The 19572-nt window shown below is 72.7% G+C and carries 16 protein-coding genes; 7 read left to right on the forward strand and 9 right to left on the reverse strand.

Features of this window, described 5'->3' with window-relative positions:
- Positions 1–361: 361 nt before the first annotated feature.
- Both ACZ4TV_RS03545 and idi read left to right on the forward strand, forming a co-directional pair.
- The gene (locus ACZ4TV_RS03545; protein WP_468130708.1) at positions 362–1600 is read left to right on the forward strand and encodes a GNAT family N-acetyltransferase; all 1239 of its coding nucleotides are present in this window, start codon (positions 362–364) and stop codon (positions 1598–1600) included.
- A gap of 141 nt (positions 1601–1741) precedes the next feature.
- On the forward strand, positions 1742–2341 hold the full coding sequence (idi, locus tag ACZ4TV_RS03550) for an isopentenyl-diphosphate Delta-isomerase (protein WP_468130236.1): 600 nt from the start codon (positions 1742–1744) through the stop codon (positions 2339–2341).
- 71 nt (positions 2342–2412) lie between these two features.
- Here the strand turns inward: idi and ACZ4TV_RS03555 are convergent, their stop codons facing one another.
- Both ACZ4TV_RS03555 and ACZ4TV_RS03560 read right to left on the reverse strand, forming a co-directional pair.
- Positions 2413–2952, reverse strand: coding sequence for an ATP-binding protein (locus ACZ4TV_RS03555; protein ID WP_468130238.1), 540 nt, complete (start codon positions 2950–2952; stop codon positions 2413–2415).
- Positions 2953–3082: 130 nt separating this feature from the next.
- On the reverse strand, positions 3083–3787 hold the full coding sequence (locus ACZ4TV_RS03560) for an HdeD family acid-resistance protein (RefSeq protein WP_468130240.1): 705 nt from the start codon (positions 3785–3787) through the stop codon (positions 3083–3085).
- A gap of 88 nt (positions 3788–3875) precedes the next feature.
- On the opposite strand from ACZ4TV_RS03560, the gene ACZ4TV_RS03565 reads away from it, so the two are divergent.
- The 3 genes from ACZ4TV_RS03565 (at position 3876) to ACZ4TV_RS03575 (ending at position 7105) form a co-directional block, all read left to right on the forward strand.
- Positions 3876–4622: an enoyl-CoA hydratase/isomerase family protein gene (locus ACZ4TV_RS03565; protein ID WP_468130710.1), complete on the forward strand. Its 747-nt coding sequence runs from the start codon at positions 3876–3878 to the stop codon at positions 4620–4622.
- 130 nt (positions 4623–4752) lie between these two features.
- Positions 4753–6390 (forward strand): ABC-F family ATP-binding cassette domain-containing protein, encoded by a 1638-nt coding sequence (locus ACZ4TV_RS03570; RefSeq protein ID WP_468130242.1) that lies wholly within the window; start codon positions 4753–4755, stop codon positions 6388–6390.
- A 379-nt stretch (positions 6391–6769) separates the two neighbouring features.
- Complete coding sequence (locus ACZ4TV_RS03575) at positions 6770–7105, forward strand: hypothetical protein (RefSeq protein ID WP_468130244.1); 336 nt, start codon at positions 6770–6772, stop codon at positions 7103–7105.
- 79 nt (positions 7106–7184) lie between these two features.
- On the opposite strand, the gene ACZ4TV_RS03580 is transcribed toward ACZ4TV_RS03575, so the two are convergent.
- From ACZ4TV_RS03580 to ACZ4TV_RS03600, 5 genes are all read right to left on the reverse strand, one after another.
- A complete protein-coding gene (locus ACZ4TV_RS03580; protein ID WP_468130246.1) occupies positions 7185–7982 on the reverse strand; it encodes an SDR family NAD(P)-dependent oxidoreductase in 798 nt (265 codons plus the stop codon).
- Between the two features lie 7 nt (positions 7983–7989).
- Complete coding sequence (locus ACZ4TV_RS03585) at positions 7990–9165, reverse strand: MAB_1171c family putative transporter (RefSeq protein WP_468130248.1); 1176 nt, start codon at positions 9163–9165, stop codon at positions 7990–7992.
- Complete coding sequence (locus tag ACZ4TV_RS03590) at positions 9155–9655, reverse strand: M78 family metallopeptidase domain-containing protein (protein ID WP_468130250.1); 501 nt, start codon at positions 9653–9655, stop codon at positions 9155–9157. Before ACZ4TV_RS03590 ends, ACZ4TV_RS03585 begins: the two co-directional genes overlap by 11 nt.
- A 285-nt stretch (positions 9656–9940) precedes the next feature.
- The gene (locus ACZ4TV_RS03595) at positions 9941–12424 is read right to left on the reverse strand and encodes a Tex family protein (protein WP_468130252.1); all 2484 of its coding nucleotides are present in this window, start codon (positions 12422–12424) and stop codon (positions 9941–9943) included.
- 83 nt (positions 12425–12507) lie between these two features.
- Entirely contained in the window at positions 12508–13371 is an 864-nt protein-coding gene (locus tag ACZ4TV_RS03600) for an SCO6745 family protein (RefSeq protein ID WP_468130254.1), read from the reverse strand.
- Positions 13372–14041: 670 nt separating this feature from the next.
- Here ACZ4TV_RS03600 and ACZ4TV_RS03605 point away from each other — a divergent pair.
- Positions 14042–15580, forward strand: coding sequence for a M1 family metallopeptidase (locus ACZ4TV_RS03605; RefSeq protein ID WP_468130256.1), 1539 nt, complete (start codon positions 14042–14044; stop codon positions 15578–15580).
- A gap of 6 nt (positions 15581–15586) precedes the next feature.
- Here the strand turns inward: ACZ4TV_RS03605 and ACZ4TV_RS03610 are convergent, their stop codons facing one another.
- Positions 15587–16483, reverse strand: coding sequence for an oxygenase MpaB family protein (locus ACZ4TV_RS03610; protein ID WP_468130258.1), 897 nt, complete (start codon positions 16481–16483; stop codon positions 15587–15589).
- Between the two features lie 129 nt (positions 16484–16612).
- Here ACZ4TV_RS03610 and sph point away from each other — a divergent pair, with 129 nt between their 5' ends.
- Entirely contained in the window at positions 16613–17602 is a 990-nt protein-coding gene (sph, locus tag ACZ4TV_RS03615; RefSeq protein WP_468130260.1) for a sphingomyelin phosphodiesterase, read from the forward strand.
- A gap of 78 nt (positions 17603–17680) precedes the next feature.
- On the opposite strand, the gene ACZ4TV_RS03620 is transcribed toward sph, so the two are convergent.
- Positions 17681–19522, reverse strand: coding sequence for an AMP-dependent synthetase/ligase (locus ACZ4TV_RS03620; RefSeq protein ID WP_468130262.1), 1842 nt, complete (start codon positions 19520–19522; stop codon positions 17681–17683).
- Positions 19523–19572: the final 50 nt, after the last annotated feature.

Raw genomic sequence — 19572 nt, forward strand, 5'->3', positions numbered from 1 at the left:
GTTTACGCCCCGATAAGCCGAATATTCCGGCCCCGGGCGGGGTCTGATCATCATTGTCGATCACGGCGCGATACCACAAACGGGCCTGATGTTACGGTGGACACGCCCCTGAAGGTGCCGAGCGGGAAGAGGTGGGTTGATGACCGTCGTAGTGGTCGCGGCCGTGCGCAGCGAACTCCGGTGCATCCCCCGTTCCTCCCGGGCATCCGGCCGGGCCTGATCACACAGCCGGGCCTCGTCGGCCGGAGCCCCCGTTCAAGGGTTCACGTTGACCGACAACACCTTCGACACCTTCGACGCATCCAGCGCCTCCAGCGCCTCCGACGCCTTCACGCAGGCCTTCTTCGCCCTTCACCACGGCCTGCCCCGGCAGGCTCCGGGCTCCGACGCGAGCACCCGCCACCTGCTGTCCCTGTGCGGACCGCTGCCCGCGCGACCGCGCGTCCTCGACCTCGGCTGCGGTCCGGGCCGCAGCGCCCTGCTGCTCGCCGCCGAGGCGGGCGGCCCGGGCGGGGGCGGCGCCGAGGTCACCGCCGTCGACCTGCACGCCCCCTTCCTCGACGAGCTCCGTACGGCCGCCGCGGCCCGCGGGCTCGCCGACCGCGTCCGTACCGTCGGGGCGGACATGGGGGCGCTCCCCCGCGAAGACTTCGAGGACGGTTCCTTCGACCTCGTGTGGGCGGAGGGGTCCGCCTACGTCCTCGGCTTCGACGCCGCGCTGGAGCGGTGGAAGCGGCTGCTCGCCCCGGGCGGCACGCTCGTCCTCACCGAGTGCGAGTGGACCGTCGGGGAACCGTCCGCCGGGGCGCGCGCCTTCTGGGACCCGCAGGGCCCGCTGCGCTCCACCGCCCGCAACCTCGCCGCCGCCCAGGCCGCCGGCTACCAGGTGCTCGGCGTGCACCACCTTCCCGACTCGGACTGGGCCGAGTACTACGGCCCGCTCGCCGAGCGGGTCCGTACCCATGGCGAAGCCGGGACCCCGGCGATGGAGCGCGCGCTGGCCGTCACCCGCGAGGAGCTCGGCGTACGGGCCCGCCACGGGCACGAGTACGGCTACACGGGCTACGTCCTGCGCCCGGTGACCGCCGGGGACGGCGCCGCCTGGCCGGCCCGCCCGGAGACCGCGGCCGACACGGCCGCCGTACGGGAGGTCAACCTGGCGGCGTTCGGGACGCCGCTCGAGGCGGACCTCGTGGACGCGCTGCGCACGGACGAGTCCTGGCTGCCCGGGCTGTCGTACGTGGCCGAGGCCCCGGACGGGTCGGTGGCGGCGCACGCCCTGCTCACCGTGTGCCGGGTCGACGGGGTACGGGCGCTCGCGCTCGCCCCGGTGGCCGTCGACCCCGCGCACCAGCGCTCGGGCGCGGGCAGCTCGGTCGTACGGGCGCTGCTCGCGGCGGCCAAGGAGCGCGGGGAGTCGCTGGTGCTCGTGCTGGGGCATCCGGCGTACTACCCGCGCTTCGGTTTCGTACCGGCGTCGCACTTCGGGATCCGGGCGCCCTTCGAGGTCCCGGACGGGGCCATGATGGCGCTGGTGCTGGACGATTCCGTTCCGGTCCCGGCGGGCACGATCGGATATGCCGCCCCGTTCGGAGTGTGACGCGCGGGCGAAGCAGGTGAGGTGATCCGCCCCTCGTCGCCTACCACGCGGCGCGGGGCGGACATGCGCGGATCTCCGAAGTAGGGACAAGCCCCTTTTGTACGGCAGACTGAAGGCCGGAGTCCGAAGCGAAGGATGGGTATGCCGACCACACCAGCCACCGCCGCGAAGAGCGCGTCCAACGGCACCGGAACTCAAGAACCGATCATGCTCGAACTGGTCGACGAGTCCGGCAACACCATCGGCACGGCGGAGAAACTCTCCGCCCATCAGGCGCCCGGGCAGTTGCACCGGGCGTTCTCCGTGTTCCTCTTCGACGAGCAGGGCCGTCTGCTGCTCCAGCAGCGGGCCCTCGGGAAGTACCACTCCCCCGGCGTCTGGTCGAACACCTGTTGCGGTCACCCCTATCCCGGGGAGTCCCCGTTCGCGGCCGCGGCCCGGCGGACCCACGAGGAACTGGGGCTGTCGCCCTCGCTGCTCGCGCAGGCGGGGACGGTGCGCTACAACCATCCGGACCCCGCGTCGGGTCTGGTGGAGCAGGAGTTCAATCACCTGTTCGTGGGACTCGCGCAGGCGGCCGTGCGGCCGGATCCGGAGGAGGTCGAGGACACCGCCTTCGTCACCGCGGAGGAGCTGGCGAAGCGGCATGCCGAAGTGCCGTTCTCGGCCTGGTTCATGACCGTACTGGACGCGGCGCGGCCCGCGATCCGCGAGCTGACCGGGGACGCGGCGGGCTGGTAGCCCGTACGCCGTCCCGCAGTCCGCCTCGCCGTCTGTCCCGCCGTCCGCCTCGCCGAGCCGCCGTCCGCCGCTCAGCCGGAGGTCGGCGGGGCGGCGAGCGGCGGGGCGACGGTCGGCGGGGTGGCGAGCGGCCGGGCGGTGAGCGGCAGGGCCGCCCAGATGACCTTGCCGCCGGTCGAGGTGTGCTCGACGTCGCAGACCCCGCCGGCCTCCCGCGTGATCTCCCGTACCAGGAGCAGACCCCGGCCGCCGGTCTGGCCGAAGTCGGCCTCCAGCGCCTTGGGGCGGTAGGGGTGGTTGTCCTCGACGGCCACCCGTACCCACTCACGGCCGATCGCGACCTCGACCGCGACCTCCGGCGAGAGCAGGGCGGCGTGCCGGACCGAGTTCGTCACCAGTTCGGAGACGATCAGGAGCAGGGAGTACACGAGGTCCTGGGGCGCCGGCACCCCCTGGCGCCCGAGCAGGTCCCGGACCGCCCGGCGGGCCTGCGGAACGGATTCTTCTACTGCGGGCGCGGTGAACCTCCACACTCCCTCGTAGGCGAGGGGGTCGGCCGGAGCCTCCGGCTCCCCCTCCCGGGCTGGCGGGACGCTCCCGCTGACATCCATCTTCCGTCCCCCGTCTTCACGCTCGATCGTCTCCACGCGTCAAGAGTGGGGAACGGGCCCGTCCGGGCCGGACTGCTGACCAGAAGTCAGCGTCAATCGGACACTTTCTGACCACTGGCGTATGACAGAGTCAGTTGTTCGACTGTTCCTGATCTTCTGTCGGACGCTTCTCGGCCGCCTCGCGCGTCCCGTCCGCCGCGGCCGCCTCCATCGGCAGCTCGTCCTCCCTGACCAACCCCAGGATGCGCCGGGCCCCCATGCCCAGGGCGACCAGGCTCAGGCCGTCGAACAGGAGGGCGAGGGAGAAGAAGGTTCCGATCACGTACAGACTGTTGCCGGGCCAGTTGGACAGGATCAAGATCCCCAGCAGGACCCCGAAGGCGCCCTGGACGAGCGCGAGCCCGAAGTTGCCGCCGCGCACCACCAGCGCTCCGGCCAGCCGGAACACCCCGCCGGTGAGGAAGAGCAGCGCGGCGAACATGGTCAGCGCCTCGGCGCTCGCCTCGGGGCGGCGCAGGATCACGAACCCCGCCGCGAGGTTGATCGCGGCGACGATGACGGCGAGCCAGAAGTAGTTGCTCCCGCGCGACTGCACGGCCTGCAGCAGACCCACCACACCGCCGATCAGCAGCAGCCAGCCGAAGAGGAACATCGAGGTGAGCGTGGCCACGCCGGTGTAGACCAGGCCGACCAGACCGGCCAGCACGAGGATCACGCCGAGCAGCGCCAGCAACCCGAAACTACGGCTGAGCTTCTTCTTCTCCCGCTGCGGCTCCCGGCTCCTCGCCTTGGCCCCGGCCTTGGCCTCGGTACGGGCTGCACGGTCTGTGCCCATGGACGCGCCACCTCCTCGCACCCCCGGACGGACTCCCTCGATCATAGGTTTGAGCGCCCGGGATAGCATCCGGCGCATGGACGCAGCCCTGGAAGCAACCCTCCTGCACACGGTCGCCGACGGGGTGGCCACGGTCGTCATCTCGCATCCCGCCAAGCGCAACGCCATGACCGCCTCGATGTGGCGGGCGCTCCCGGAGCTGCTGACGGGCCTGGCGGGCGACCCGGCCGTACGGGCGCTCGTACTGACCGGGGCCGGACCGACCTTCTGCGCGGGTGCGGACATCTCCTCGCTGACCGGGGACGAGGACCCTCGGGCCCTCGCCGTGACGGCGGAGGAGGCCCTGGCGGCCTTCCCGAAGCCGACGCTGGCGGCGATCCGCGGGTTCTGCGTGGGCGGCGGCAGCCAGCTGGCGGCCGCCTGCGATCTGCGCTTCGCGGAGGAGGGCGCGTCGTTCGGGGTGACCCCGGCGAAGCTGGGCATCGTCTACCCGGCCTCCTCCACCCGCAGGCTGGCGGCTCTGGTCGGCCCGGCGTGGGCCAAGTACCTCCTCTTCTCGGCGGAATTGATCGGCGCGGACCAGGCGCTGCGGGCCGGCTTCCTGAACGAGCTGCTACCGGCCGGCCAACTGGACAAGCGCGTCGCCGGATTCACCCGGATCCTGGCCTCGCGCTCGCAGCTGACCCAGGCGGCGGCCAAGGAGTTCACGGACGGCCGGACGGACCGGGACGGGCACTGGGAGGAGCAGGCCGCCGCAAGCGCGGACACCGCCGAGGGGGTCGCCGCGTTCCTGGAGCGCCGGGCGCCCCGCTTCACGTGGACCACCGCGGGCTGAAGCGGATCACCCCAGGCTGAAGCGGCTCCCTCCGGCGACGAACACGTTTCGCGATGGTCCGACCACACGGGGTGACGGGCCGCCTCCGTCATCCGGGGCCCGGTCCCCGCGCGGATAGGATCGGCCCATCATGACTGCAACCCTCGTCGCCAAGAAGCTCACCGCCGCGCACGGTGAGCGCACGCTCTTCGCCGATCTCGACCTCGTCGTCGCCCCCGGCGACGTCATCGGCCTCGTCGGCGTGAACGGCGCCGGGAAGTCCACCCTGCTGCGCCTGCTCGCCGGGCTGGACACCCCCGAGACCGGGGAGCTGCGACTCTCCCCGCCCACCGCCGCCGTCGGCCACCTGCCGCAGGAGCCCGAGCGCCGGCCCGCCGAGTCGGTACGGGACTTCCTGGCCCGCCGTACGGGCGTGGCCGCCGCTCAGGCGGAGCTCGACGCGGCGACGCAGGGCCTGGTGGACGGGACCCCGGGCGCGGACGACGCGTACGCGACGGCCCTGGACAGGTGGCTGGACCTCGGCGGCGCCGACCTCGACGAGCGGGCCGAGGAGGTCGCCGCCGAGCTCGGCCTCACGGTGGGCCTCGACCTGCCCATGACCGCGCTCTCCGGTGGCCAGGCGGCCCGCGCGGGCCTCGCCTCGCTGCTGCTATCCCGCTATGACGTCTTCCTGCTCGACGAGCCCACCAACGACCTGGACCTGGAGGGTCTGGAACGGCTGGAGCGGTTCGTCAAGGGGCTGCGCGCCGGCACGGTCGTGATCAGCCACGACCGCGAGTTCCTGACGCGGACCGTCACGAAGGTCCTCGAACTGGACCTGGCGCAGCAGCAGATCAACCTCTTCGGCGGAGGCTACGAGTCCTACCTGGAGGAGCGCGAGCGCGCCCGCGACCACGCCCGCGAGGAGTTCGAGGAGTACGCGGGCAAGAAGTCCGCCCTTGAGGGCCGGGCCCAGATGCAGCGCAACTGGATGGACAAGGGCGTGCGCAACGCCCGTCGCAAGGCGTCCGACAACGACAAGATCGGCAAGAACCTGCGGGGCGAGTCGAGCGAGAAGCAGGCCGCCAAGGCCCGCCAGACGCAGCGGGCGATCGAGCGGCTCGAGGTCGTCGAGGAGCCACGCAAGGAGTGGGAGCTGCGCATGGAGATCGCGGCGGCCCCGCGCTCCGGCTCGGTGGTGGCCACCCTGCGCGAAGCGGCCGTCCGGCGCGGGGAGTTCGACTTCGGCCCGGCCAGCCTCCAGATCGACTGGGCGGACCGGGTGGCGATCACCGGGGCCAACGGCGCAGGCAAGTCCACCCTCCTCGCCGTCCTGCTGGGCCGGCTGACCCCGGACTCCGGCTCCGCCGCCCTCGGTTCCGGCGTCCTGGTCGGCGAGGTGGACCAGGCGCGCGGCCTGTTCCTCGGCGACGAACCGCTGCTGGAGGCCTTCTGCGCGGCGGTCCCGGAGACGGAGCCGGCCGAAGTCCGCACGCTGCTGGCGAAGTTCGGCCTCAAGGCGGCTCACGTCCTGCGCCCGGCGGCCACCCTGTCCCCGGGCGAGCGCACCCGTGCCGCCCTGGCGCTGCTGCAGGGCCGCGGGGTGAACCTGCTGGTCCTGGACGAGCCCACCAACCACCTCGACCTCCCGGCGATCGAGCAGCTGGAATCCGCCCTCGAGTCATACGAGGGCACGCTCCTCCTGGTCACGCACGACCGCCGCATGCTGGACGCCGTGCACGTGACCCGCCGCCTCGAGGTCTCGGGCGGCAAGGTCGTCGAGCTCTAGCAGGGTCCGTACCGCAGGCACCTGCGGACGTTGCGGACGGCGAGCGGACGTGCACGGACGGGCAGTTGGCGGCCCCGCTCACGCGGGTGGGTCGGCGTCCCGAGGTGCCGACCGGCCCGGGCGCGACTAGCCTTGGTTAGTGAGAGCCGCAACAGCGGAGCACGCTCCCGTGCCCGGAGCCGTGCGTCACCAGGGTTTGGACCTCTGACGCGTGCCCCGTTCCGGGACCCATGGGGCGCCCCAGGCCTCGTGGCCGGACATGTCTCCGCACTTCCGGCGGCCCCGTACCGATCCGCGCCGCACATCTTCCTCGCGGTTGCGGTTCCGCCCCCTTGTGCCTCCCACGAGGTGCGAGAGGGTGGAAGGAAAGGGAACTCCCATGCATGCACAGAGAGCGAAGCGCCTTTTCGTGGCCTCCGCGGCCGGTCTCCTGATGGCCGGTGGGGCCGCGCTCGGCACGGCAGGCACCGCATCGGCGGCGGCCCCGGCCCAACCCGTCTCCTACGTGGCCGGCGGCGGCTGCGACGACGACGGCAAGGGCTACGGCGGGCACAACCGCGGCTGGAACGACGATGACGACAAGGGCTACGCCGGGCACCACCGCGGCGGGGACCACGATGACGACGACAACGGTTATGGAGGACACCGCCACGGCCATGGTCACGGCGATGGTTACGGCCACGGCCACGGCCACGGCTACGGCCACGGCCATTGATCAGGGGCATCCCCTCTCGGAGCACACCGTGCGCGGACCGGTCACCGGTCCGCGCACCGTGCTGCCGCGTGCGTCGGCTTCAGCGCTCGGCCGGCCGCTCCCCGGGAGCGCGCCGGGTGCGGGCCATCCTGCGGGCCACGAAGCCGCGCGGGAGATGGCGGGCGGCCAGGGCGTACGCCCGGTAGCGGCGGCCGGTGATGCTGACCGGTCGGCGCAGGGCCAGGTCCTTCAGCGCCTGGGCGACCACGGCCTCCGGTTCCAGCCACACCGCGTCGCGCAGCGCGCTGACGTCCATCCCGGCGCGCGCCTGGAACTCGGTGCGGGTGAACCCGGGGACCACCGCCAGGACCCGGATCCCGTACGGCTCCATGTCCACCCGGAGCGACTCGCTGAACGCGGTGACCCAGGCCTTGGCGGCCCCGTACGTCCCGGTCGGCAGGAGCCCCGCCACCGAGGAGACGTTGAGGATCGCGCCCCGGCGGCGTTCGCGCAGGCCCGGCAGCACGGCGTGGGTGAGCCGGAGGGGGACCTTGACCAGCAGGTCGAGCATCCGCTCCTCGTCCTCGACCGGGCTGTACGGGAAGGGCGCGGGCAGCCCGAAGCCCGCGTTGTTGACCAGCATGTCCACGGGCCGGGTCCGGTCGGCGAGCCGCTCGGCGACCGCCGCGCGGTCCCCCGCGTCCAGCAGGTCGGCGGCCAGCACCTCTGAGGCGGTGCCGTACTCCCGGGCCAGCTCGTCGGCGACGGCTTCGAGCCGGTCCTTGTCGCGGGCGACGAGGACCAGGTCGCAGCCCTTGGCCGCGAAGCCCCGGGCGAAGGCCGCGCCCAGTCCGGCGCTGGCTCCGGTGATCAGTACGGTGGTCGGTACGGTCGTCACGACGGCTTCACTTCCTTGTGGTGGCGGGCGCGGCGTACGCCTGGGCGACATCGACGAGGAACCGGGCCTCGTCCGCCAGGTCGCCGCCCTCCTGCGAGGTGTGGATGGCGGCGGGCAGCTCCAGCGCGGCCGCCTCGCCCGCCTGCCCGGGCAGTCCGTCGAGCTTGGCCTGCCGCGCCTCCTTCAGTACGCGGGCCAGCGCGGCCGCGGTGCGGCGCTGCTCGGGCACCCCGTTTCCGGCGACCTGGCCGCGGGCGCGCTCCAGGGCGCCCGGGGGCACGTACTCACCCAGGATCAGGATCGCGTCGCGGGTCTCGATGACCTTGCGGTACACCAGCAGGTTGCGCGGGACGGGCGGCCACAGCAGCTCCACCACCCGGCCGGCCCGGGGCTTGTTGAGGGCGACGTGCGGGACCGCCTCGACCAGGTCGCGCCACAGCGGCCACAGCCGCCAGGCGGTGGTGGTGTCGGCGGCGGTGCGGCGCAGGGTGAACAGGGTCGGCACGAGGATCGCGGCGGCCCGCAACAGGCCGTGCAGGTTCATCAGCAGCGGCAGGGCGGGCATCGCCCAGGTGCTGCCGAAGAGGGCCTTGAGCAGGTACGCCAGCCAGAACAGCCCGGCGAGGGCGGTACCGAGGCCGAACAGCCGCAGTCCGGCGGCCAGGCCCCGGCTCTCGGTGCGGCGGCTGTAGCGCCAGCACAGGGCGACGCACAGGACGTTGGCGATCACGTGCGCGGAGATCAGCACCAGCCAGTACGCGAGGGAGGGCACCGGATCGCCGACCGGCGGCATGGTGTGCGTGCCGTGCGAGGGCGCGGCCGCGTCCAGGGCCAGCAGTGTGCCCAGCCAGGCCATCGTGGCGATCCAGGAGGCGAGTTGGAGCCGGCGGCCGCGGGTGGCCGCGGCCACGAAGTAGAGCACGGCTCCCGCTGACAGCACGCCGATGAAGTTGCGGTAGAGCCCGATCGCGTGGGCGTATTCGGCGCCGCGCCTCATCGCGTACGAGACGACGTCGGGGAGGTTGAGCGTCATCGCGGCGGCGGCGGTGGCGACGGCCAGCCACAGCCCGCGCTGCTGCGGGGAGCGCAGGGCACCGGGGGCGCGGAGGAGGACCGCGATCCACAGGCACACGACGCTCGGCACGGCGAGCCAGTTGCCGAAGTCGGTCAGGTCAGTTGCCATCGTTGCCCCGCTCGTATCCCATGGCGGACTCCAGGCGGGCCAGGGTGCCCCGGGCCGGGGCGGCCGAGCGGGGGCCGGCGTTCGCCGTGCGGATGCGGATCATACTGGCGAGCATCTCCGCCTCCTGCTCCTGGCGGGTGGTGTAGTTGGTGCGCCCGAGCACGGTGGGGGCGTTTCCGTCGTTCTCCTCGCCCTCCAGCGAGTGGTGGCCGAAGAGGATGTGGCCGAGCTCGTGGAGGACGATGTGCTCCCGGTGCAGCGGCGTGGTCTGCGCCTCGTAGAAGACGTAGTCGACGCTGGCGGTGCCCACCCACAGTCCGCAGACTCCGGACTCCGCCGCCTCTTTGGGCAGCGGGTGCAGCTGGATGGGGCGGCCGCGCTGCTCGGCTATCCGATGGCACAGGACATCGAGGGAGAACGGGTGGGTGAGATCCAGATGGCCGAGAATGTTCTCGCACCTTTTGCGAATGCTGAGTTGCCGGTGGGGCATGTGATCCCTCTTCGGACCCTTTCCGGGGCAGCGTCGGTAGGCGTGTGTGGGCATGGGCATGGCGTCCTGTGCCTTCAAGGCGGCCTCGGGGAGTGCGGTCCTGAGGGGGAAATGCGGAAGCCCGTCCGCCGGGTGACGAACGGGCGTTCCACCATGCCTACAGATCTTGTACGCGAGTTGGCAAGGCAAGTCCCCAGGTGAGGGACCTATTCAGCCATCCTGTACGAAGATCTTCACGCGTCGGGTGGCTGCAAGCCGCCCTTGCAAGACACCCCCCAGCGCTTGCTAGCGCTTGCGGCGCTCCTCGGGGACGGTGAGGCCCGCCCGGCGCAGGGCGTCCGCCATCGCGCTGTTCGCGGGGGCGGGCGCGCTGCCGCCTCCCTGACGCCGGCCCTGACCGCTTTGGCCCTGGCCGCCTTGGCCCTGACCGCGCTGGCCCTGACCACGCTCGCCCTGGCCCTGGTTCCGGCCGCCGCCGCCCTCGCGGGCCCCCGCCCCGCCGCGCTGCTGCGGAGGACGGGCACCACCGCCGCGCCGCTCCTGCCGGTCCTCGCGCTGCCTGGGGGCGCCGGCGCCGCGCTCCGCCCCGGCCTCGTCCTCCAGTCGCAGGGTCAGCGAGATGCGCTTGCGCGCGATGTCCACGTCCATGACCTTCACGCGGACGATGTCGCCCGGCTTGACCACGTCCCGCGGGTCCTTGACGAAGGTCTTCGACAGTGCCGAGACGTGCGCCAGCCCGTCCTGGTGGACGCCGATGTCGATGAAGGCGCCGAAGGCGGCCACGTTGGTGACCACTCCCTCCAGGATCATCCCGGGGGCCAGGTCGCCGATCTTCTCCACGCCCTCCTTGAAGGTCGCCGTCTTGAAGGCGGGGCGCGGGTCGCGGCCCGGCTTCTCCAGCTCGCGCAGGATGTCCGTGACCGTGGGCAGGCCGAAGGCCTCGGTGACGAACTGCTCCGGCCGCAGCGAGCGCAGGACGCCGGTGTTGCCGATCAGGGCCGCCACCTCGCCGCCCGCCGTCTTGCCCATCGCCCGCACGACCGGGTAGGCCTCGGGGTGTACGGCCGAGGAGTCCAGCGGGTCGTCCCCGCCGCGGATCCGCAGGAAGCCCGCGCACTGTTCGTACGCCTTCGGGCCCAGCCGGGCCACGTCCTTGAGCCCCTTGCGGCTGCGGAAGGGGCCGTTGGCGTCGCGGTGGGCCACGATGTTCTCGGCGAGTCCGCCGCTGATGCCCGACACGCGCGAAAGCAGCGGCGCGGAGGCGGTGTTGACGTCCACGCCGACGCCGTTCACACAGTCCTCGACGACCGCGTCGAGCGAGCGCGAAAGCTTCACCTCGGACAGGTCGTGCTGGTACTGGCCGACGCCGATCGACTTCGGATCGATCTTGACCAGCTCGGCGAGCGGGTCCTGGAGCCGGCGGGCGATCGACACCGCGCCGCGCAGCGACACGTCCATGTCCGGCAGTTCCTGCGAGGCGAACGCCGAGGCCGAGTACACCGAGGCGCCCGCCTCCGAGACCATCACCTTGGTGAGCTTCAGCTCGGGATGGCGCGTGATGAGGTCCCCGGCCAGCTTGTCGGTCTCGCGGGACGCCGTGCCGTTGCCGATGGCGACCAGCTCGACGGCGTGCTGCTCGGCGAGGCGGGCGAGCTTGGCGAGGGACTCGTCCCACTTGTTGGCGGGCACGTGCGGGTAGATCACGTCCGTGGCCACGACCTTGCCGGTCGCGTCCACGACGGCGACCTTCACACCGGTACGGAAGCCCGGGTCCAGGCCGAGCGTGGCCCGGGTGCCGGCGGGCGCCGCGAGCAGCAGATCGCGCAGGTTCGACGCGAAGACCCGTACGGCCTCGTCCTCGGCGGCCTGGCGCAGCCTCATCCGCAGGTCGATGCCGAGGTGCACCTGGATCTTCGTGCGCCAGGCCCACCGGACCGTGTCGGCCAGCCACTTGTCGCCGGGGCGGCCGCGGTCGTTCACCCCGAAGCGGCGGGCGATCAGGCCCTCGTACGTGGACGGGCCGGGGCTCACCGCGTCTTCGGGGGCCTCGGGCTCCAGCGTGAGGTCGAGCACGTCCTCCTTTTCGCCGCGCAGCATCGCGAGGACGCGGTGCGAGGGCAGCGCGGTGAACGGCTCGGCGAAGTCGAAGTAGTCGGCGAACTTGGCGCCCGCCTCCTCCTTGCCCTCGCGGACCTTCGCCGCGAGCCGGCCGCGGCCCCACATGCGCTCGCGCAGTTCGCCGATCAGGTCCGCGTCCTCGCCGAACCGCTCGGTGAGGATGGCCCGGGCGCCCTCCAGGGCGGCTGCCGGGTCGGCGACGCCCTTGTCGGCGTCGACGAACGCGGCCGCCGCGGCGGCCGGTTCCACCGACGGGTCGGCCAGCAGGCCCTCGGCGAGCGGCTCCAGACCGGCCTCCCGGGCGATCTGCGCCTTCGTGCGCCGCTTGGGCTTGAAGGGCAGGTAGATGTCCTCCAGCCGGGCCTTGGTGTCGGCCGCGTTGATCCGCGCCTCCAGCTCGGCGTCGAGCTTGCCCTGCTCCCGGACGGAGTCCAGGATCGCCGCGCGCCGGTCCTCCAGCTCGCGCAGATAGCGCAGCCGCTCTTCGAGGGTGCGCAGCTGGGCGTCGTCGAGCATCTCGGTCGCTTCCTTGCGGTAGCGCGCGATGAACGGCACGGTGGAGCCGCCGTCGAGCAGCTCGACGGCGGCCTTGACCTGCTGCTCCCGTACGCCGAGCTCCTCGGCGATCCTGCCTTCGATGGACGTCGTCACGATCGGGTCCCGCCTGCCTTCGTTTGCACTGGAAGGCTGCCAATTGTGGCAGGTGGCGGTGACGGAGCGCGGGAGCCCTTCCGTCAGGCCTTGCCCATGAGGTCCGCGGGGAAGGCCCCCGCGGTCACGGCCCGGACCACGAAGCCGCCCCCGAGCTCGGTGAGGCGGGCCAGAGCGGCCGCGCCGAGGTGCTCGTAGGGGGCGGCGTCGAGGCGGTCGGTGTCGGTCTCCAGCCGCTCGCGCAGGGCGACGCCTTCCTCGGTCAGCTCACCGGCGGCGTCGAGCACGCCGCGCTCGCGCAGCCTGTCGGTGGCGGCGTCGAGGTCCGCCTGGTCCCAGCCGCGCATGCCCTTGAGCCACTTCGGGGTCATGCCCTTGCCGGTGGCGGTGTGGCTGATCAGCGCCTCGACCGGGTCCAGGCCCGCCAGGAGCAGCGCGGCGAGGTGGCCGTCGCCGCGGTGCTCGCGCAGCAGGGTGGTGGCGTGCCACAGCCGCAGGTGCGGCTCCTCGGGCACGGGGAGGTCGGCGTGGGCCGCGTAGAGGGTGCGGGCGTGCCGGGTGCAGGCCTCGGTGGCGCGCATCGCCAGGTCGGCGGCCTCGGACAGCTCGGGGGACTCGATGGTGTCGGCGCCGAGGAGCCGGCGCAGGGTGGCGTCCACGCCCCGCAGCCGGGCGGCGAGGACCTGCTCGGGAGTGGCGGTGTCCCAGACGGCGGGCAGGTGCCGGGCGATGAGGTCGTGGCGGTAGTTGTAGAAGGTGGAGGTGACGGCGCCGGCCCCGACGGCTCCCATCGCGGCGGAGCGGGCGGAGAGGTTGACGGCGACGGGGTGGGTGATCCCGAGGGCGGCGAACTCCTTGGCGGTGTCCGGCGAGAAGTAGGCGGTGGCGTGCAGCGGGTTGATCGCGGCGTGCCAGCAGCGACGGGCGGCGAGCGGGGGAAGCGTCATGCGCCGCAGGTTACCGACTGCTTGGTATGCCGGGTAGGGGCGGGGCCCGTGTTGCGGGTCTCACGGCGAAGGCGACCCCGAGCCGTCGGGCCGTGACCGCGCGTCGGCGGCGCGGTTTCGGCGGGCGCGGTTTCGGCGGGCGCGGTTCGGCGAGGGCGGTTTCGGCGAGGCCGGTTTCGGCGAGGGCGGTTTCGGCGAGGGCGGGCGCGCGCCGGGGCGTCTCCTCGGGTGCCGAACGCGGCGAGGGGTCGGGGAGTGCGGCGTGGTTGCGTTCGACGCCCTGCGGGGATCGCCCCGACACACACCCGACCCCACCGAAACCGGCGGTGCGCGGCGCTCGATTCAGCCGATCCTCACGGCCGGATCCGACCCCTGGAACTGGTGTTCCCGTCCCCGGCGCGCCGTTCGGCATCGGCTGCGCGGGCACCGGCGTGCCGTGAGCCGCCGGCTGCGCCGCAGGCCAGGGGCCCCCGGCCCGGCAGCGCCGGTCCGTCGGCGGGGTCTGCCCACCGCTCGGCGCCCCGCCTCATCACCGCGCTGACCGCCGGCCCGTGACGGCCGAATGGCGATCGTGTGACAGCAGGGGCCATGGACATGACGTGAGCGGCCACGGGTGAATACGGTCGACGAACTCGAACCGATCTGTCTCCCCTACCACTTGGAGCCATTCGTGCACCGCAAAGTCATCGCCCCGAGCGTGCTCGCCGCCTCCCTGCTGCTGGTGATCCCGGCGTCGGCGGCGAGTTCCGGTCCGGGTGCCCCGGGTATCGGCGATCCTTACTACCCGGCCAGCGGCAACGGCGGATACGACGTGTCCCACTACGACCTGCGCCTGAAGTACCAGCCGCAGACGGACCTGCTCGAAGGCACCGCCACCCTCCTCGCCACCGCCACGCAGGACCTGTCCCGCTTCAACCTCGACTTCGGCCTCCAGGTCAGCGAGATCCGGGTCAACGGCGTCAAGGCGAGGTTCGCCACGTCCGGTACCCAGGAGCTGGAGGTCACCCCGGCCAAGCCGCTGGCGCGCAACGCCCCGCTGACCGTCGTCGTCAAGTACGCCGGAAAGCCCTCCGAGCTGAAGGTGGACGGCTGGACGGCCTGGCACCGCACGCCCGACGGCGGCGTGGCGGCGCAGGAGCCGGACTCGGCGGTCTGGTGGTTCCCCAGCAACGACCACCCGCTGGACAAGGCCACCTTCGACGTGTCCGTCAACGTCCCCGACGGCACCCAGGCGATCAGCAACGGCGTGCTCCAGTCGCAGACTTCGCGGCTGGGCTGGACCCGGTACAACTGGCGCTCCAACAAGCCGCAGGCCACGTACCTCGCCACCCTCGCCGTCGGCAAGTTCGACATCACCACCGACAAGACGGCGAGCGGGCTGCCGATCCTGAACGCCTACAGCAAGGACCTCGGCGACAACGCGGGCGCGGCGCGGGCGAGCGTGGAGCGGACGGGCGAGGTCACCGAGTGGCTGGAGGGCGTCTTCGGGCCGTATCCCTTCAACGCCCTGGGCGGCTACGTTCCGAACGTGAGCGCCGGCTTCGCCCTGGAGACCCAGACGCGGCCGTTCTACGGCCCGCGCCAGTTCCAGAACGGCGCCAACGTCTCGGTGGTCGTGCACGAGCTGGCCCACCAGTGGTACGGCGACAGCGTGTCCGTCGAGGGCTGGAAGGACATCTGGATCAATGAGGGCTTCGCCCGCTACAGCCAGTGGCTGTGGTCGGAGAAGGAGGGCGAGGGCACCGCGCAGGAGCTCGCCGACTGGGCCTACGCCGTACGCCCGGCCGAGGACGCGTTCTGGCAGGTCAAGCCGGGTGACCCGGGTCCGGAGAACCAGTTCCACGGAGCCGTCTACGACCGTGGCGCCATCGCCCTGCAGGCGCTGCGCAACGAGATCGGCGACGAGAGCTTCTTCCAGATCCTCAAGGGCTGGCCGACCGAGCGGGCCTACGGGAACGCCAAGGTCGGGGACTTCGTCCGCTACGCCGAGAAGGTCTCCGCCAAGCCGCTGGCCCAGCTGTTCGAGACCTGGCTCTACACCCCGGGCAAGCCGGACGCCTCCGCCCTGAACCCCGGGACCGCGCTCCCCGGCGCCCGCTCACTGCGGGCCGCCCCGGTGCCGTCGGCGGAGCCCAAGTCGTGGAAGAAGATCGCGGAGACGAACACGATCCACCAGCACGGCAAGCACGAAGAGCACGACGCGCACTGAGGTCCGTCAGCGGGCGGCGGCGCGCCATCGGGCCCGCGCCGCCCGCGCGATGGGCAGGTACCGCAGCCGCTCCGGCAGCAGCGGTACGAGGAGCCGTACGGCCGTGCTGAACCGCCGGAGCCTGCGCTCCTGGGCCGGGCTCCAGTCGAGCCCGATCGCGGCGCGCGCCTCGGGCGGCATGTACCCGACGGTGACGAAGGCCCGCAGGCGCAGGAACGCCACCCGCAGCACGGGCCAGGTGAGCCGCAGCAGCAGGCGCACGGCGGGCGGGCCGATCTCGGGCCGGGGCAGCGGCACATCGGTGGCGACCAGCTCGCGGGCCACCTCGGTGGGCTCGATCTCCTCGGCCAGCATCCGGGCCCAGTACGTCCAGTACTCCTCGATGCTCTGCGGCATGTCCTGGTCGCGCAGGCCGAGGATCCGGCCCACCTGGAGCCATTCCCGGTAGAGCTGCCGCTCCTGGGCGGGGGTGAAACGGCGCAGCAGGTAGCGCCCGGCGTACAGGTAGACCGGGAAACCGGTGGCGTGCACCCACGCGTAGCAGGCGGGGTCGAGGGAGTGGTAGCGCCGGCCGCGGGTGTCGGTGCCCTGGATGTCCTTGTGCAGGCGGCGTACCCGGCGGCCCTCCTCGGCGGCGCCCTCCCCGCCGTACACCCACAGCTGGACCGAGCGCAGCGAACGCTCGCCGCGGCCCCACGGGTCGGTGCGGAAGACGGAGTACTCGTCGACGCCGGCCGCGATCGCGGGGTGCGCCACCTGCATGGTGAAGGCGGCGGGCAGCATCAGCAGGGCCCGGACGTCGCCGGCGATGGTCCACAGCACCCCGCCGGGCGGCGGTGGCACGGGGTCGGTGCGGCCTCCCGCGGGGCGGCTTTCCGATGGGTGCCGGGCCGTGTTCGTCATATGCCAAGTATGCGAGAGCCAGATGGCCCCGAGCCGGACAGAAAGTCTTGTCACGGGTGTTACCCAGAGGTAACCGCGGCTGCTTGGATGACGGAGCCGATCTTCCCCCGCAGGAATGATGGAGACCTCATGCTGCCCACCTCCCACCGCCGCCACCGCGCCGCCGCCGCGACCGTCGCGGCGATCGCCGCCGGCACCCTGGCCGCCACCACCGCGCCCGCCGCCGCGGCCGCGGAGAGCGCCGCCGCCCCGCGGCTCAGCGTCCTGTCGTACAACGTCTTCCTGATGAGCAAGAACCTCTACCCGAACTGGGGCCAGGACCACCGGGCGGCGCAGATCCCCCAGGCCCCCTTCTACCGGGGCCACGACGTGGTCGTGCTCCAGGAGGCCTTCGACAACGCCGCCTCGGACGCGCTGAAGGCGAACTCCGCCGCGCAGTACCCGTACCAGACCCCGGTCGTCGGCCGCAGCAGGACCGGCTGGGACGCCACGGGCGGCGCGTACTCCTCCACCACCCCGGAGGACGGCGGCGTCACGATCCTCAGCAAGTGGCCGATCGTCCGCAAGGAGCAGGTGGTCTACAAGGACGCCTGCGGCGCCGACTGGTGGTCCAACAAGGGCTTCGCCTACGTCGTGCTGAACGTGAACGGCGCCAGGGTGCACGTGGTCGGCACGCACGCGCAGTCCACCGACCCGGGCTGCGGCGCGGGCGAGGCCGCGGAGATGCGTGCCCGTCAGTTCCGGGCCGTCGACGCCTTCCTGGACGGGAAGAACATCCCGGCGGACGAGCAGGTCATCGTGGCGGGCGACCTCAACGTCGACTCGCGCACGCCCGAGTACGCCACCCTGCTCGCCAACGCCGACCTCGCCGACACCGACACGCGCACGGGTCACCCGTATTCCTTCGACACCGCCCTGAACTCGATAGCGAAGTACCGCTACCCGAGCGACCCGCGCGAGGACCTGGACTACGTCCTCTACCGCAAGGGCAACGCCCGCCCGGCGGGCTGGGAGAACAACGTGGTCCTGGAGCAGTCGGCGCCCTGGACTGTCTCCAGCTGGGGCACCTCCTACACCTACACCAACCTCTCCGACCACTACCCGCTGATCGGCCGCTGATCGGCCGCTGATTCCGGCGGGCCCGCCCGGTCCGGTGAGCGCTGTGCCGCCCACCGGACCGGGCCGTCGGGGTCCGGGTCACACCGCCCGGTACGGTTCCTCGTACAGTCCCTCGATCAGTGCGCCGTACTTCTCGCGGACCACCCGGCGGCGCAGCTTCAGCGAGGGGGTGAGCTCCCCGGTCTCGGGGCCCCACTCCTCGGTCAGCAGCCGGTAGCGCTTGATCTGCTCGGTCCGGTTGAGCCGGGCGTTGGCCGCCTCGACCGCGCGGGCGATCTCCTCCCGGACGACCGGGTGCTCGGCGAGCGCGCTCGGGGAGGCGGTCTCGATGCCCCGGGCGGCGGCCCAGACCGGGGCCAGCTCCGGGTCCAGGACCAGCAGGGCGACCAGGTAGGAGCGGCCGTCGCCGTGGACCAGCGCCTGGCCTATGAGGGGGTGCTCCTTGACCGTGTTCTCCACCAGCGCCGGCGAGACGTTCTTGCCGGTGGAGGTGATGATCAGCTCCTTCTTGCGGTCGGTGAGCCAGAGGAACCCGTCCTCGTCGAGCCGGCCGATGTCCCCGGTGGGGAACCAGCCCTCCGCGTCCGACGCGCTCTCCACCGAACCGTCGGGCCGCAGATAGCCGCCGAAGACGGTCGCGCCCCGGGTGAGGATCTCCCCGTCCTCGGCGAGCCGCAGCTCCAGCCCCTCGATCGGGCGGCCCACCGAGCCGAGCCGGAAGCCGTCCGGGCTGTTGACCGTGCACACGCCGGCGGTCTCGGTGAGCCCCCACGCGTCCATGATGGTGATGCCCCAGCCGGCCCAGAAGCGGACCACGTCGATCGGCATCGGCGCGGTGGCGCTGGCCGTCCAGACCAGCCGGTCCAGGCCCGCGAGGCGCAGCAGCGGGTCGAGCGCCTGCTCCTTCGCCCGGGCGTACGAGGCTTCGAGCGCGGCCGGTACCTCCTCGCCGCGCTCCCGGTGGCCGGCCCGGGCGCGGGCGAGGTCGTTCGCGGCCTCGATGGCGCCGCGCTGCGCTTCGGGCAGCTGCGCGAGGACCGCCCGTACGGAGGCGGCGAGCTTCTCCCAGACCCGGGGTACGCCAAAGAACTGCACCGGGTGCAGCTCGCGGACCGCTGCGGCCACGGCGGTGGGGTCGGCGCACAGCCGCACGTGCGCCGCCCGCAGCAGGGGCAGGTAGATGCCGAGGACCCGCTCGGCGATGTGCGCGAAGGGCAGGTAGCAGATGTGCTCGGCGTGCTCGGGCAGCTCCACGTGCCGGTCGAGGCGGACCGCCTGGAGCATGAGGTTGCGGTGGGTCAGCCGCACGCCCTTGGGGTCGCCGGTGGTGCCCGAGGTGTAGACGACGGTCAGCGGGTCCTCGGGGCGGGCCTCCTGCCAGGCCTTCTCGAAGGCGTCGGCTCGGTGGAGCCGGGCGCCGCTCGCGTACACGGAGGCGTAGGTGGGGTGCCCGCCCGCGTCGGCGGCCTCGGCCACGACGAGGCGCTGGAGGGGCACGTCCTCGTCGGCCAGCAGCGGTTCCCAGCGGACGAGCTCGCGGGCGCCCTCGACGACGGCGACCCTGGCCCGGCTGTGGCGGGCGATGTGGGCGATCTGCCCGGGCGCGGAGGTCCCGTAGACGGTGACGGGCACGGCGCCGAGGTGGACGAGGGCGAGGTCGCTGAGCCAGTGCTCGGGGCGGTTGCCCATCATCAGCAGGACGTGCTCGCCGCGCTCGATGCCGAGGGCGGCGTATCCGGAGGCGAGGACGGCGACCTTGCGGCGCACCTCGCCCCAGGTGAGGGTCGTCCAGTCGGCCGCGTCGGGGCCGGCGCGCCACGAGAGGGCGGGGAGGTCCCCGCACTCGGCGGCGTTGCGGGCCAGCAGGGCGGGGAGGGTGATCTCTTCGGGTCGTCCGGGCAGTCGCAGGTTCGTGGTCATGGGCAGCTCCTGGCCGTTTCACATCGTTGGTGCGACAGCAATACTGTTGA

The sequence above is a fragment of the Streptomyces sp. NPDC028910 genome (assembly GCF_055564955.1).